The sequence below is a fragment of the Kluyvera huaxiensis genome (assembly GCF_040149365.1).
Classification (GTDB): Bacteria; Pseudomonadota; Gammaproteobacteria; order Enterobacterales; family Enterobacteriaceae; genus Kluyvera; species Kluyvera intermedia_A.
On the sequence record NZ_JBEFLV010000002.1, the window covers coordinates 120,806 to 134,107 of the forward strand.

A 13,302-nucleotide genomic window follows, 5' to 3' on the forward strand; every position below is an offset into this window, starting at 1 on the left:
GGAAACTAGCGAACAATTTCCAGTACTTGTTCCGGTGGGCGACCAATTCGCGCCTGACCGTTGCTAACGACAATTGGGCGCTCAATCAGCTTGGGATTGTCGATCATCGCCTGGATTAATGCCTCTTCACTAAGCTGGCTGTCGCTAAGATTAAGCGCCTTATAAAGATCTTCTTTCTGGCGCATCAGCTCGCGAGCGCTGGTCATGCCCAGCATTTTTAGCAGCTTGCGCAGCGCGGCGGCATCCGGCGGTGTCTCCAGATAGAGCACCACGCTTGGCTCGATGCCGTTGTCCTTCAACAGGCTTAAGGTCTCGCGGCTTTTTGAGCAGCGCGGGTTATGGTAGATGGTGACCGAATCCGTCATAGTCTCTCCTGTTACATTTTCTGATAAGGGCGGAAGCGCTCTTGCAACTGGCGCAGCTGGTCAATGCGGGCATCGTAGCGCGCCTGCTCCAGGCTGCGTAGCTTAACCTGCGCGCTGGCAGCGCTAAGCAGCGAAATGGCCTGATCGAGCCTTCCAACCAGCGCCATATTTTCGGCGCGAGCGGCTAATTCCTGGTCGCGATTACCCAGCTTGTTTTCCACCTGGGCTAGCAGATCCCAGCCGTTGGTATCTTCTTTATAGTTAAAGGTGTAGCGGTTCAGTATGGTCGCAGCTTCCCCTGGCTGACCGGCTTCGAGCAGGGCGTTGGCGAGGTTTAATTGCAATACCGGGTTGGTACGTAGCTCGCGGGCATTCTTCAAGCGGTTGACGGCTTCCGTCGCTTTGTTCTGGCCGAGGTCGATATCGGTGGCGAGATCCAGATACCAGGCGTTTTGCGGCTCGGCGCTGAGCAGCGGCTGTAGCTGTTTGCTGGCTTCCGCGTAGTTTTTGGCTTCCATTGCCAGCAGTGCCCGTCCGTACTGGGCGGCATGCTGCTCGCGAATATTGCCTTTCGACCAACTGTCGAGAAGGTCGGTGCCGAGCTGATTTTTGCCGGAATTATACATGCCGAGCGTACGTGCTTTGGCGAAGTAGAAATCGGCAGAGGACTGCACCACCACCGGACGCATCTGGTTGGCGCGGTTACGCGCATCCGACAGACGACTCTCTGGCAGGGGGTGGGTTAACAGCATTTCCGGCGGACGCGAAGAGTAGCGAGATTGGTCGAGCAGCTTTTCCATAAAGGCTGGCATGGCCTGCGGGTCAAAGCCCGAACGCTGCAATACCTGAATACCAATGCGGTCGGCCTCTTCTTCGTTCTGACGGGTGAAGCTGATGATGCCCTGTTGGGTACCTGCAAGCGTACCGCTCAGCGCTGCCATACCGGCCTGCGGGCTTGCCATTGCTAATAGGATCGAGCCTAGCGCGCCGACCCACGTTAGCGGAGCGTTACGTTTCTGGTCTTCCATCGCACGCGCCAGGTGGCGCTGGGTCACGTGGGAGATTTCGTGCGCCATCACCGACGCCAGCTGGCTCTCCGTATCCGAGTAGCGGAATAGTGCGGAGTGAAGCACCACGTTACCGCCAAAGAAGGCGAAGGCGTTGATGTCGTCGTTATTGATCAGATAGAAATGAAATGGCGTACGGACTGAAAAGGCGTGCGATACCAGCCGCATACCCAGCGAATTAATGTATTGAACTAACAGCGGGTCGTTAATCAGCGGTGCGCTTCCGCGCAGTTGACGAACATAGTAATCCCCCATTTGCATCTCCTGACCAATGGAGAGCGTACTTCCTGCGGACGTGCCCATATCCGGCAGATTGTCCGTTGAGTCCGCAAATGCAGGGGCTATCTGACCGAGTGCAAGCGTCGCAATAAGGGATGCCAACAGCGTTTTTTTCAACTGCCTGAACATAACCTCTGTCCTGTAATGTGGGATGTGCCTGTTTTGACCAATAGCGTACCCTTACGTTCCGTAAAAAGCCGCTCTGCGAGTGTATCTATCTGCTTCATCATTGAAAATGATAATTGCGTGATTGTGGGATAATTATAAAAAGCGGAGTCTTTTTTGTGACACTTAGATACAATTCACGTTCTGTATGAAAGCACAGGCCTCAGGGAATAGATTTATGCTCGAGATGTTGATGCAGTGGTACCGTCGCCGATTTAGCGACCCCGAAGCGATAGCGCTGCTGGTGATTCTGCTGGCCGGTTTTTGCATTCTATTTTTCTTCAGCGGCCTGCTGGCGCCGCTACTGGTGGCGTTGGTTCTGGCGTATTTGCTGGAGTGGCCTACCGTGCGTCTGGAGCGTCTGGGCTGGTCGAGACGCTGGGCGACCAGCGTCGTGCTGGTGCTATTCGTCGGCATCCTGTTGCTGATGTCATTCGTGGTGATGCCAATTGCCTGGCAGCAAGGGATTAATCTCATCCATGATATGCCGGGCATGCTCAATAAATTGTCTGACTTTGCCGCCACGCTGCCGCGCCGCTATCCGGCGCTAATGGATGCGGGCATTATCGACGCGATGGCCGAAAATATGCGCAGCCGTATGCTGACCATGGGCGACTCGGTGGTGAAGTATTCGGTCGCATCGCTGGTCGGGCTGTTAACGCTGGCGGTCTATCTGGTGCTGGTGCCGCTGATGGTCTTTTTCCTGGTTAAGGACAAAGAGCAAATGCTTAATGCCGTTCGCCGGGTGCTGCCGCGTAACCGCGGGCTGGCAGGGCAGGTATGGAAAGAGATGAACCAGCAAATCACCAACTATATCCGTGGCAAAGTGCTGGAAATGGTGGTGGTGGGTATCGCCACCTGGCTTGGTTTCCTGATGTTTGGCCTCAACTACTCGCTGCTGCTGGCGGTGCTGGTGGGGCTATCGGTACTGATTCCTTACATCGGGGCGTTTGTGGTGACGATTCCGGTGGTCTGCGTAGCGCTGTTCCAGTTCGGTCTTGGCACCGAATTCTGGAGTCTGTTCGCGGTGTATCTGATTATTCAGGGGCTGGACGGCAACCTGCTGGTGCCGGTGCTATTCTCTGAGGCAGTAAACCTGCATCCGCTGGTGATTATTCTGTCGGTGGTGATTTTCGGTGGGCTGTGGGGGTTCTGGGGCGTCTTCTTTGCGATTCCACTCGCGACGCTGATTAAGGCGGTGGTTCATGCCTGGCCGGACGGTCTGGCGGTAGACGAAGAGTCCTGATAATAAAAAGCCGACATTACGTCGGCTTTTTTAATTCATTGGTCTATCACGCGTTCGCTTGCAACCAGCCCAGCACGATGTCGTGGTGATTGCTGGTTTTGAAGTCATCAAACACATGTTCAACTTTACCGTCAGCGTCCACCAGGAAGCTGATGCGGTGAATGCCATCATAGGTTTTACCCATGAAGGATTTTTCGCCCCAGATACCAAACTGTTCGCAGACCTGATGATCTTCATCGGAGAGCAGCGTGAAGTTAAGCAGCTCTTTTTCGGCGAAACGGGACAGTTTTTCTGGTTTATCGGTGCTGATACCCAGAACCTCTACGCCCGCTTTTTTCAGTTCGTCCATATTGTCGCGAAGGCCACAAGCCTGCACGGTGCAGCCAGGGGTCATCGCTTTCGGGTAGAAATAGACCAGAACACGTTGTCCCTGGAAGTCGGTCAAATTTACCTGCTCGCCGTCTTGATCGGGCAAACTAAATTTCGGTGCGATATCACCGGCTTTCAGTGGGTTCATTACTCATCTCCATCCTGTTCATCATGCTGTGAATAATTGATCACGTTTATACTGCCTTGCGCTTTCAATTCTGTACATAGGGCTTTGAACGCTTGCTCAATATTTGATGCATTTTGCGTAGCCGGACTATGGGCAGTAATCTGGATGAATAGCTGGGCGGCGGCTGCGTCGGTCCCCGGTTGAGTGCGTGAAACCAGCTCGGCGATGTTCATCTCCCAGCTATCGAAGAGCGCGGTAAAACGCTCAATGATGTGCGGAGAGTCGGGAACCTCCACTTGAACCCACACGGTGGCGGGCATTGCCGGACGAGGGCGAGCGGTGGTGCGCTTCATCACAATCAGCAGGTCCAGTTCTGCCCCTTTTAGCGGCAGGGTTGATTCAATGAGGGTAATGGCGTTCCAGGTGCCGGAAAGCAGCATAATAAAAGTGAACTCATCTCCCAGCATAGCCAAACGACTGTCTTCGATGTTGCAGCCACAACTACTGACGTGACGAGTGATCGTATTGACGATGCCAGGGCGATCCGCGCCCAGGGCTGTGATGACCAGATAGTGTTGTAATGAGGCTGTCAAACCTGTTCTTCCTTTAAAAAGGTGCGGTATACCCTAGGAAAGCATAAAAAAAACCGGCATACAACATTCTGAAGGGCTTCAGTCTCTTGCTTTTATTACAAGACCAAACGTACCATTGAGACTCATGTCCGCACGTCAGCACAGAGGATGGCCCATGTTCACGGGAAGTATTGTAGCGCTTGTCACGCCGATGGATGAAAAAGGTAATGTCGACCGTTCAAGCCTGAAAAAACTGATTGATTACCATGTCGCCAACGGAACCTCGGCGATCGTGTCGGTAGGGACTACCGGCGAGTCCGCAACGCTCAGCCACGAAGAGCATGGCGACGTGGTGATGACCACGCTGGAACTGGCCGATGGCCGCATTCCAGTTATCGCAGGAACGGGGGCAAATGCAACCGCAGAGGCGATTAGCCTGACCCAGCGTTTTAACAATACCGGCGTTGTCGGCTGCCTGACGGTCACCCCGTACTACAACCGTCCGACCCAGGAAGGTCTGTTCCAGCACTTCAAAGCGATTGCTGAGCATACTGACCTGCCACAAATCCTGTATAATGTGCCGTCGCGTACCGGCTGCGATATGCTGCCGGAAACCGTAGGTCGCCTTGCGAAAATTAAAAATATTATCGCGATTAAGGAAGCCACGGGGAACTTAAGTCGTGTTCACCAGATCAAAGAGCTGGTTTCAGACGATTTCATCCTGCTCAGCGGTGATGATGCTTCCGGGTTGGATTTCATGCAGTTGGGCGGTCACGGCGTCATTTCGGTGACGGCGAACGTTGCAGCACGTGATATGGCAGAAATGTGCAAGCTGGCGGCAGAAGGCCAGTTTGAGCAGGCGCGTATCATCAACCAACGTTTGATGCCGCTTCACAATAAATTATTTGTCGAACCCAATCCTATCCCAGTGAAATGGGCATGTAAGGAATTGGGACTTGTGGCGACCGATATCATGCGCTTGCCGATGACACCCATCACCGACCACGGTCGTGATGTTGTGGCATCCGCATTGAAGCATGCCGGTTTGCTGTAAAGTTTAGGGAGATTTGATGGCTTACTCAGTACAGAAGTCGCGCCTGGCGAAGGTCGCGGGTGTTTCGTTGGTTCTACTGCTTGCAGCTTGTAGTTCCGACTCGCGCTATAAGCGCCAGGTGAGCGGTGATGAATCCTACCTGGATGCAGCACCGTTAAGTGAACTTCACGCCCCTGCGGGGATGATCCTGCCGATTGAAAATGGCGACTACAACATCCCGGTCGCTAACGGCAGCGGTGCCGTAGGTAAGGCGCTGGATATCCGTCCACCGGCTCAGGCGCTGGCGCTGGTATCCGGTGCGCGTACCCAGTTTACCGGCGACACAGCTACGCTACTGGTTGAAAATAGCCGTAGCGGTTCCCTGTGGCCACAGGTTGTCAGCATCGTTCAGGCGAAAAACTACACTATTACCAAACGTGATGATGCAAGCCAAACGCTGACCACGGACTGGGTTGACTGGAACCGTCTTGATGAAGACCAGCAGTACCGCGGTCGTTATCAAATCTCCGTGCAGCCGCAGGGCTATCAGCAGGCGGTGATGGTAAAACTGGTTAACCTCGAACAAGCAGGTAAAGCCGTTGCCGATCGTGCATCGCTGCAGCGCTACAGCGCTGAAATGCTGAACGTGATTTCCGCTGGCCTTGATAAGAACGCTACCGATGCGGCGAACGCTTCCAAAGGTACCGCTGGGGCAACCTTCGACGTCCAGAGCGCAGCTGACGATACCGGCCTGCCAATGCTGGTGGTTCGTGCTCCGTTCAACCAGGTATGGCAGCGTCTGCCAGCTACGCTGGAAAAAGTGGGCATGAAAGTGACCGATAGCACCCGTTCTCAGGGCAGCGTGGCAGTAACCTACAAGCCACTGTCTGACAGCCGTTGGCGCGATCTTGGCGCGAGCGACCCGGGTATGGCTTCCGGCGACTACAAACTTCAGGTCGGCGATCTGGACAACCGTAGTAGCCTGCAGTTCATCGATCCGAAAGGTCATCCGCTGACTCAGTCTCAAAATGACGCCCTGGTAGCCGCATTCCAGGCCGCATTTACGAAGTAATTAATCAGGGCTGGAGCAATCCAGCCCTTTTTTCTGTATAGTGACGCAAACGTGTGCGTCAGTAGAAAAAGCACAAATATTTAGACTCTTTGGATTTTAAGTTGCAGGAACGTACGCAACGTACCTGATGCTTGAAAGACGACGAGCGTATCGTTAAACATCACTGGAGTGACAAAGATGCAAAAGCTAGCTGAGTTGTATCGTGGTAAAGCGAAAACCGTATACAGCACCGAAAACCCGGATCTGTTGGTACTCGAATTCCGTAACGATACGTCAGCAGGAGATGGTGCCCGCATTGAACAGTTCGATCGTAAAGGCATGGTGAACAACAAGTTCAACCATTTCATTATGAGCAAACTGGCGCAAGCCGGCATCCCGACTCAAATGGAAGCGCTGTTGTCCGATACCGAATGTCTGGTTAAAAAACTGGATATGGTGCCGGTGGAGTGCGTGGTGCGTAACCGCGCAGCCGGGTCGCTGGTGAAACGTTTAGGGATTGAAGAAGGTATTGAACTGAATCCGCCGCTGTTCGACCTGTTCTTGAAAAACGATGCGATGCACGATCCAATGGTTAACGAATCCTACTGCGAAACCTTTGGCTGGGTGAGCAAAGAGAATCTGGCTCGTATGCAGGAACTGACCTATAAAGCCAATGACGTGCTGAAAAAACTGTTTGATGACGCTGGGCTCATCCTGGTGGACTTCAAGCTGGAGTTCGGTTTGTTTAAAGGCGAAGTGGTGCTGGGCGATGAATTCTCTCCGGATGGCAGCCGTCTGTGGGACAAAAAGACCATGGATAAAATGGACAAAGACCGTTTCCGCCAGAGCCTGGGTGGCCTGATTGAAGCGTACGAAGAAGTTGCCCACCGTTTAGGCGTCAAGCTGGACTAAGTTTGCCCCCTCTCCGGCGTCGCTAAGCCCGCTCAGGCGACGCGATGCCGGGATAACGCATAAGACATTTCCAGTGGTAATCCCGCCCGTAACCGCCTACGATCATACCAGAATATTGATAAGATAAGATCGAGGTAGTTATGCGTTGGCAAGGTCGTCGTGAAAGCGACAATGTGGAAGACCGGCGGAACAGTTCCGACTCTCAAGGAATGGGGCGCGGCCCCGGTTTTCGTATTCCCAGCGGCAAGGGCGGAATTATTCTGCTGATTGTCGTGGTGGTTGCGGGCTACTACGGCGTTGATTTAACCGGCCTGATGACCGGCGAGCCGATTGGCCAGCAGCAGTCCTCCCAGCGCGTGAGTCAGCCAAAAGATGACGAAGCCGCCAAATTTACCTCGGTGATCCTCGCAACAACCGAAGATACCTGGGCGCAGCAGTTCAAAGAGATGGGCAAAACCTATCAGCCTCCGCGCCTCGTGATGTACCGGGGTGCCACCCGTACCGGATGCGGTACCGGGCAATCCGTTATGGGGCCGTTCTACTGCCCAGCCGACACCACGGTCTATATCGACCTCTCCTTCTACGACGACATGAAAAGTAAACTCGGCGCGGGCGGTGATTTTGCGCAGGGTTACGTGATTGCGCATGAAGTGGGCCACCACGTACAAAAACTGCTCGGCATTGAGCCGAAAGTGCGCCAGATGCAGCAAAATGCTTCCGAAGCAGAAGTGAACCGTCTGTCGGTGCGTATGGAGCTGCAGGCCGACTGCTTTGCCGGCGTCTGGGGCCACAATATGCAAAAACAGGGCATCCTGGAAGCCGGTGATCTGGAGGAGGCGCTGAACGCTGCCGAAGCGATTGGCGATGACCGTCTGCAACAGCAAAGCCAGGGACGCGTGGCACCGGACAGCTTTACTCACGGTACCTCTCAGCAGCGTTACACCTGGCTGAAACGCGGCTTTGACAGCGGCGATCCGGGCCAGTGCAATACCTTCAGTAAATCACTCTAACCAGATGTCGAGCATCATGGATGAGCTGTTCGCGCAGGCCGCGCGCATGGCACAGGCGGGAATTCGCCGCCTGCTGGTGGTGAGCGGTGAGGCCACGTGGTGCGAACAGCAGGCAGCCGCGTTCCGCCATGCCGCCAGCGCGGATGTACTGTGGGTTGGCCCAGCACCTGTGGATGCACCTTCTTGCCTTCCGTCTAAACTCACGACCCTGCTGGGGCGCGAGTTTCAGCATGCTATTTTTGATGCCCGTAATGGCTTTGACGTTTCGGCTTTTGCCGCGCTGGCCGGTACGCTGCGCGCCGGAAGCTGGATGCTGCTGCTGGTACCGGAGTGGCAGAACTGGCGTCAACAAACCGATGCCGATTCACTGCGCTGGAGCGATGTGCCGGAACCGATTACCACCCCTAACTTTGTTGACCATTTTTGCCGGACGGTTGCCGCGAGCCCGCAGACGCTTGTCTGGCGGCAGGGACTGCCTGTACCAAAACAACCCGAGATAACGAGGCCAGACTGGCAGCGTGCTAGCGGCCAGCCGGAGCGTGAGCAGCAGGCTATTTTACAGGCGCTATCGAATACCCCAGCCAAAGTGTGCGTGGTGACAGCCGAGCGCGGGCGAGGAAAGTCGGCGCTGGCGGGTATGCATATTCAGCGACTGCGCGGCGATGTCATCGTCACCGCGCCCTCGCGTGCTTCCGCTGACGTGATTGCCGAATTTGCCGGTGAGCGCTTTCATTTTATGGCTCCTGACGCGCTGTTGGCATCCGATGCCGTCGCTGACTGGCTGGTTGTCGATGAAGCCGCAGCCATTCCTGCCCCGATGCTGAAAAAGCTCATTGCTCGCTTTCCCCATACGCTGCTGACTACCACGGTCCAGGGCTATGAGGGCACCGGTCGAGGTTTCTTACTGAAGTTTTGCGCCGAGTTCCCGCAGCACGAAGCCTTTACCCTGGCGCAGCCTATTCGCTGGGCCGCAGGGTGTCCGCTCGAAGCGGTGGTCAACGATGCGCTTATTTTTCACGATGATTCCTTCGCTGAGCGGCCGGACGGTGAACTGGCTCTGATGCCGGTAGCGCAGTCGAGCTGGCAGAGTCAGCCTGAACTGCCTTCCGCACTCTATCAGCTGCTCTCCGGAGCGCATTACCGCACTTCACCGCTGGATCTCCGCCGCATGATGGATGCGCCTGGACAACATTTCCTGGCTGCCCTCAGCGCCAGCGGGCCAGCGGGCGCACTGTGGCTGGTGGATGAGGGCGGATTAACGCCTGCGTTAAGCCAGGCCGTCTGGGCCGGTTTTCGTCGCCCCAGAGGCAATCTGGTGGCGCAGTCACTGGCGGCTCACGGGGGAAGCAAGCTTGCGGCCACGCTTATTGGGCGACGTATCAGCCGTATCGCCGTGCACCCGCTTCGCCAGCGCGAAGGTATCGGCCAGCGACTGGTGGCGCAGGCGTGGGAAAGCGCTGTCGATTGCGACTATCTGTCGGTTAGCTTTGGCTATACCCATGAACTCTGGCGCTTCTGGCAGCGCTGTGGCTTCACGCTGGTGCGGATAGGGACCCAGCGTGAGGCGAGTAGCGGTTGCTATGCTGCCATGGCGCTACGGCCACTAACGGCGGCGGGAGAAGCGCTGATGCAGCGTGAACACGCTCGCTTGTGTCGTGAATGGCACTGGCTTCAGCATTGGGTGGATGAAAAAGTGCCACTCCCCGACATCCAGGAGGCTACTCTTAGTGATGATGACTGGTGGGATCTGGCCGGTTTTGCCTTCGCCCATCGTCCGCTGCTGGCGGTCCTGGCGAACCTGAATCTGCTTGCCGGGCAGCTAGAGCTACCGCTTCCTGCTCTGCGGGGGCGCTTGAACGGTGAGGGTGAAGCAGAGCTCTGCGCGCGCCTGGGCATTAACGGGCGTAAATCGCTGCTGAGTCGGCTTCGCGACGAAGCGGGACAAGCGATGCGTGCAGCGAACAGCGAACGTACAAATATGCTCATGGAACAGATTCAGCAACTGCAATTTTTTTAACTGACTCATTCAGTTAAATGGCATGGTCATTATTCTGGTGCGGCGTAAACTGACCGACAAAACCAAGGAGACAGCCATGACACACGATCATTTTGTTGTTCAAAGCCCCGCGAAGCCCGCTCAACAGCTGCTGCTGTTGTTTCATGGCGTGGGTGATAATCCGGTGGCAATGGGACAAATCGGTAGCTGGTTTGCACCGCTGTTCCCGGATGCGTTAATCGTCAGCGTAGGCGGCGTCGAACCGTGCGGACCGGCTCCGGGACGTCAGTGGTTTTCTGTGCAGGGCGTGACGGAAGAAAACCGTCAGGCGCGTATTAACGCGATTATGCCGACCTTTATTGAGACGGTGCGCTACTGGCAGAAACAGAGTGGCGTTGGCCCGCAGGCTACCGCGCTTATCGGTTTCTCGCAGGGGGCGATTATGTCGCTCGAAGGGGTCAAGGCCGAGCCGAACCTGGCATCGCGGGTGATTGCCTTTAACGGCCGCTATGCGACGTTGCCGGAAACCGCTAGCACGGCAACTACCGTACACCTTATTCACGGCGGTGAAGACCGGGTGATTGATTTAGCGTGGGCGGTGAAAGGGCAGGAGGCAATTCTCGCCGCCGGCGGCGATGTGACGCTGGATATCGTCGAGGATTTAGGTCACGCCATTGACGACCGCAGCATGCAGTTTGCGCTCGATCACCTGCGTTATACCGTGCCTAAGCACTATTTCGATGAAGCGTTGAGCGGCGGAACGCCGAAAGATGATGACGTTATTGAAATGATGTAAGGATTAAAAAATGACTGCGTTTGAACGGGCTACCATTGCGGTAGCCCGTTCAAATAACAGGGCGTTGGGATCGACCGTGAACTATTTTTTCGGCTGATCCTTCTTCGGCCAGTCGTCGTCATCATCCCACTTGTCGTTGCAGTCACGATGCGGCGGCAGGTCGGGTTTGTTGGCGAGAAATTTTTTATGATCAACGCGGCTCAGATCTTTGATGACGTTGATGATTACCCCAACCAAAAACACCAGTACCAAAATCCACCAGTATTTTGTCAGCCAGTCCATGCGTGTTACCTCTTACTTACCGTTGCGCCCTCAGGCGACGAGTTGTTCCATTATCCGTTGATACATCCGTGCCAGCATCTGCAGGTCGGCGGCGTTAACGCACTCATTTATTTTATGAATGGTGGCGTTCACCGGCCCCAGTTCCACGACCTGCGCACCCATCTGGGCAATAAAGCGCCCGTCCGAGGTCCCGCCGGTAGTCAGCAGCTGCGGTTCAATTTCATTATAGTGCGCGATGGCGTTAACGACCGCATCCACCAGCTTACCGCGCGCGGTCAGGAATGGTTGCCCGGAGATCCACCAGTCAAGGGTGTAGCGTAGTTGATATTTTTCCAGCAGCGCGATAACGCGCGCTTTGATCATCTCATCCGTCAGCTCGGTGCTGAAACGGAAGTTGAACTGCACAAACAGATCGCCTGGGATCACGTTATTACTGCCGGTACCGGCCTTAATGTTGGCAATCTGCATACTGGTTGGCGGGAAGAATTCGTTACCTTTATCCCACTCGATTGATACCAGCTCATTCATCCACGGCGCAGCGCGGTGAACCGGGTTGTCGGCCAGATGCGGATAGGCCACATGCCCTTGCACGCCATGAATGGTCAGGTTGCAGGTCATTGAGCCGCGACGGCCATTTTTAACTACGTCGCCCACTACTTCGGTACTGGAAGGTTCGCCCACCAGGCAGTAGTCCAGGCGTTCATTACGGGCCATCAGCGCTTCAACCACTTTGACCGTACCGTGCGTTGCGCTGGCCTCTTCATCGGAGGTTATCAGGAATGCCAGGCGGCCTTTGTGGTTTGGATGCTGGGCAACAAAACGCTCGGCGGCGATAACCATGGCTGCCAGCGAGCCTTTCATATCGGCCGCGCCGCGGCCAAACAGCATGCCGTCACGAATAGTCGGTTCAAACGGTGGATTTATCCAGCGGTCGGCATCACCTGCGGGCACCACATCGGTATGGCCTGCAAACGCCAGCGTTTCCCCTTTGCCACGCCATGCCCAGAAGTTCTGGGTATCACCAAAATCCATGGGTTCAATGGTGAACCCCGCCGCACGCAGGCGCTCGATCATTAACGCCTGACAGCCCGCATCATCGGGGCTAAGAGAAGGGCGGCGAATAAGCTGCTGAGCCAGCTCAATGACTGGGCAAGACATAAACTAGACCTCGTTATTTTTCGTTATCGACAAAAAAGTAAAACAGGGCGACGGCGTTAGCGCGTCTGTGCGAGCCACTGTCCGTAACTGGCGTCGCTAAAACCAAGCAGCATAGGCTGTGCTGGCGCGCAGAGCAATGGGCGTTTGATGATAGCCGGCATTTCCAGCATCAGCGCAGCGGCGGCTTCGGCATTGTTTACCGTGGTACGTACGCTTTCATCGAGTTTACGCCAGGTGGTGCCGCGGGTATTCAGCAGCGCTTCCCAGCCAAGCTCGGCAATAAAGGTCGCCAGCAGTTCAGGTGGCAACCCATCGACGCGATAGTCATGAAAGCGATATTCAACCTGATGGTCATCCAGCCAACGACGGGCTTTTTTAATTGTGTCGCAGTTCTTTATTCCATAGAGGATGGTCATGTTCCACCGTTATATCAGCAGGTTTTAGGGGATTCGAATATACACGTTATTTGGCGCATCGCCCGTTTTAATTTCGGCTGCGTAAAACGGTTGAAAAGCGTCCGGTTTATCATGCTGGCTACAACTTAAGTTGTAGTGGTTTAGCGTGCTCCTACCTAAAATTATTATCATATTATTCACATAATCATAACTATTTCGGAATGTTGCTGCTCGTCACATTAAATGTCAACGTTCCGGCTCATAGTGGCGGCACGCAGTAAACATATGTTGGCAGTGACACTTAAAGCAATCGGGTAAACCGTATTCACAGGTCACACATTAGTACGTAAAATACGCATAATAATAAGAGAGGTTGTTATGATTGAACGTGAACTGGGGAACTGGAAAGACTTTATCGAAGTCATGCTTCGTAAATAGTTTTCAGTAATGTGAATTAAGCGCTGTGTTCTTTCAATAAC

General features: G+C 54.8%; 15 protein-coding genes. 8 read left to right on the forward strand and 7 right to left on the reverse strand.

The features are described 5' to 3' along the window. Positions 1 to 5: 5 nt before the first annotated feature. Together arsC and bepA are read right to left on the reverse strand one after the other, a co-directional pair. Entirely contained in the window at positions 6 to 365 is a 360-nt protein-coding gene (gene arsC, locus ABOC97_RS02695; RefSeq protein ID WP_349593777.1) for an arsenate reductase (glutaredoxin), read from the reverse strand. 11 nt (positions 366 to 376) lie between these two features. Then, a complete protein-coding gene (gene bepA, locus ABOC97_RS02700) occupies positions 377 to 1,840 on the reverse strand; it encodes a beta-barrel assembly-enhancing protease (protein WP_349593781.1) in 1,464 nt (487 codons plus the stop codon). 214 nt (positions 1,841 to 2,054) lie between these two features. Between bepA and ABOC97_RS02705 the strand changes: the two genes are divergently transcribed. Continuing rightward, positions 2,055 to 3,122 carry an AI-2E family transporter gene (locus ABOC97_RS02705; protein ID WP_349593784.1) on the forward strand — a complete coding sequence of 356 codons (1,068 nt, stop codon included), beginning with the start codon at positions 2,055 to 2,057 and terminating at the stop codon, positions 3,120 to 3,122. 46 nt (positions 3,123 to 3,168) lie between these two features. Here the strand turns inward: ABOC97_RS02705 and bcp are convergent, their stop codons facing one another. Both bcp and ABOC97_RS02715 read right to left on the reverse strand, forming a co-directional pair. Further along, positions 3,169 to 3,639, reverse strand: coding sequence for a thioredoxin-dependent thiol peroxidase (gene bcp / locus ABOC97_RS02710; RefSeq protein WP_234502362.1), 471 nt, complete (start codon positions 3,637 to 3,639; stop codon positions 3,169 to 3,171). After that, positions 3,639 to 4,211 carry a glycine cleavage system transcriptional repressor gene (locus ABOC97_RS02715; RefSeq protein WP_349593787.1) on the reverse strand — a complete coding sequence of 191 codons (573 nt, stop codon included), beginning with the start codon at positions 4,209 to 4,211 and terminating at the stop codon, positions 3,639 to 3,641. Before ABOC97_RS02715 ends, bcp begins: the two co-directional genes overlap by 1 nt. 154 nt (positions 4,212 to 4,365) lie before the next feature. Here ABOC97_RS02715 and dapA point away from each other — a divergent pair, with 154 nt between their 5' ends. From dapA to ypfH, 6 genes are all read left to right on the forward strand, one after another. Further along, positions 4,366 to 5,244: a 4-hydroxy-tetrahydrodipicolinate synthase gene (gene dapA / locus ABOC97_RS02720; protein WP_234502360.1), complete on the forward strand. Its 879-nt coding sequence runs from the start codon at positions 4,366 to 4,368 to the stop codon at positions 5,242 to 5,244. Between the two features lie 16 nt (positions 5,245 to 5,260). Further along, the gene (bamC, locus tag ABOC97_RS02725) at positions 5,261 to 6,295 is read left to right on the forward strand and encodes an outer membrane protein assembly factor BamC (protein WP_349593790.1); all 1,035 of its coding nucleotides are present in this window, start codon (positions 5,261 to 5,263) and stop codon (positions 6,293 to 6,295) included. A 177-nt stretch (positions 6,296 to 6,472) separates the two neighbouring features. After that, positions 6,473 to 7,186, forward strand: coding sequence for a phosphoribosylaminoimidazolesuccinocarboxamide synthase (gene purC / locus ABOC97_RS02730; RefSeq protein ID WP_349593793.1), 714 nt, complete (start codon positions 6,473 to 6,475; stop codon positions 7,184 to 7,186). A gap of 140 nt (positions 7,187 to 7,326) precedes the next feature. Next, positions 7,327 to 8,196: a KPN_02809 family neutral zinc metallopeptidase gene (gene ypfJ, locus ABOC97_RS02735; protein WP_234502358.1), complete on the forward strand. Its 870-nt coding sequence runs from the start codon at positions 7,327 to 7,329 to the stop codon at positions 8,194 to 8,196. Positions 8,197 to 8,212: 16 nt separating this feature from the next. After that, entirely contained in the window at positions 8,213 to 10,213 is a 2,001-nt protein-coding gene (locus ABOC97_RS02740; protein ID WP_349593797.1) for a tRNA(Met) cytidine acetyltransferase TmcA, read from the forward strand. Between the two features lie 76 nt (positions 10,214 to 10,289). Further along, entirely contained in the window at positions 10,290 to 10,988 is a 699-nt protein-coding gene (gene ypfH, locus ABOC97_RS02745; protein ID WP_349593800.1) for an esterase, read from the forward strand. Between the two features lie 81 nt (positions 10,989 to 11,069). On the opposite strand, the gene ABOC97_RS02750 is transcribed toward ypfH, so the two are convergent. Genes ABOC97_RS02750 through ABOC97_RS02760 form a run of 3 tightly spaced genes read right to left on the reverse strand, consistent with a single transcriptional unit; the run spans position 11,070 to position 12,844 of the window. Beyond that, a complete protein-coding gene (locus ABOC97_RS02750; protein ID WP_234502355.1) occupies positions 11,070 to 11,270 on the reverse strand; it encodes a YpfN family protein in 201 nt (66 codons plus the stop codon). 30 nt (positions 11,271 to 11,300) lie between these two features. Continuing rightward, positions 11,301 to 12,428 carry a succinyl-diaminopimelate desuccinylase gene (gene dapE, locus ABOC97_RS02755; RefSeq protein ID WP_349593805.1) on the reverse strand — a complete coding sequence of 376 codons (1,128 nt, stop codon included), beginning with the start codon at positions 12,426 to 12,428 and terminating at the stop codon, positions 11,301 to 11,303. Positions 12,429 to 12,484: 56 nt separating this feature from the next. Continuing rightward, positions 12,485 to 12,844 (reverse strand): ArsC family reductase, encoded by a 360-nt coding sequence (locus ABOC97_RS02760; RefSeq protein ID WP_349593808.1) that lies wholly within the window; start codon positions 12,842 to 12,844, stop codon positions 12,485 to 12,487. A gap of 357 nt (positions 12,845 to 13,201) precedes the next feature. On the opposite strand from ABOC97_RS02760, the gene ypfM reads away from it, so the two are divergent. After that, a complete protein-coding gene (gene ypfM / locus ABOC97_RS02765; RefSeq protein WP_001386977.1) occupies positions 13,202 to 13,261 on the forward strand; it encodes a protein YpfM in 60 nt (19 codons plus the stop codon). The last annotated feature ends 41 nt before the right edge of the window (positions 13,262 to 13,302 follow it).

Coding starts and splice junctions, on each gene's coding strand:
- arsC (WP_349593777.1), bottom strand. CDS start 365: ATGACGGATTCGGTCACCATCTACCATAACCCGCGCTGCTCAAAAAGC.
- bepA (WP_349593781.1), bottom strand. CDS start 1,840: ATGTTCAGGCAGTTGAAAAAAACGCTGTTGGCATCCCTTATTGCGACG.
- ABOC97_RS02705 (WP_349593784.1), top strand. CDS start 2,055: ATGCTCGAGATGTTGATGCAGTGGTACCGTCGCCGATTTAGCGACCCC.
- bcp (WP_234502362.1), bottom strand. CDS start 3,639: ATGAACCCACTGAAAGCCGGTGATATCGCACCGAAATTTAGTTTGCCC.
- dapA (WP_234502360.1), top strand. CDS start 4,366: ATGTTCACGGGAAGTATTGTAGCGCTTGTCACGCCGATGGATGAAAAA.
- bamC (WP_349593790.1), top strand. CDS start 5,261: ATGGCTTACTCAGTACAGAAGTCGCGCCTGGCGAAGGTCGCGGGTGTT.
- purC (WP_349593793.1), top strand. CDS start 6,473: ATGCAAAAGCTAGCTGAGTTGTATCGTGGTAAAGCGAAAACCGTATAC.
- ypfJ (WP_234502358.1), top strand. CDS start 7,327: ATGCGTTGGCAAGGTCGTCGTGAAAGCGACAATGTGGAAGACCGGCGG.
- ABOC97_RS02740 (WP_349593797.1), top strand. CDS start 8,213: ATGGATGAGCTGTTCGCGCAGGCCGCGCGCATGGCACAGGCGGGAATT.
- ypfH (WP_349593800.1), top strand. CDS start 10,290: ATGACACACGATCATTTTGTTGTTCAAAGCCCCGCGAAGCCCGCTCAA.
- ABOC97_RS02750 (WP_234502355.1), bottom strand. CDS start 11,270: ATGGACTGGCTGACAAAATACTGGTGGATTTTGGTACTGGTGTTTTTG.
- dapE (WP_349593805.1), bottom strand. CDS start 12,428: ATGTCTTGCCCAGTCATTGAGCTGGCTCAGCAGCTTATTCGCCGCCCT.
- ABOC97_RS02760 (WP_349593808.1), bottom strand. CDS start 12,844: ATGACCATCCTCTATGGAATAAAGAACTGCGACACAATTAAAAAAGCC.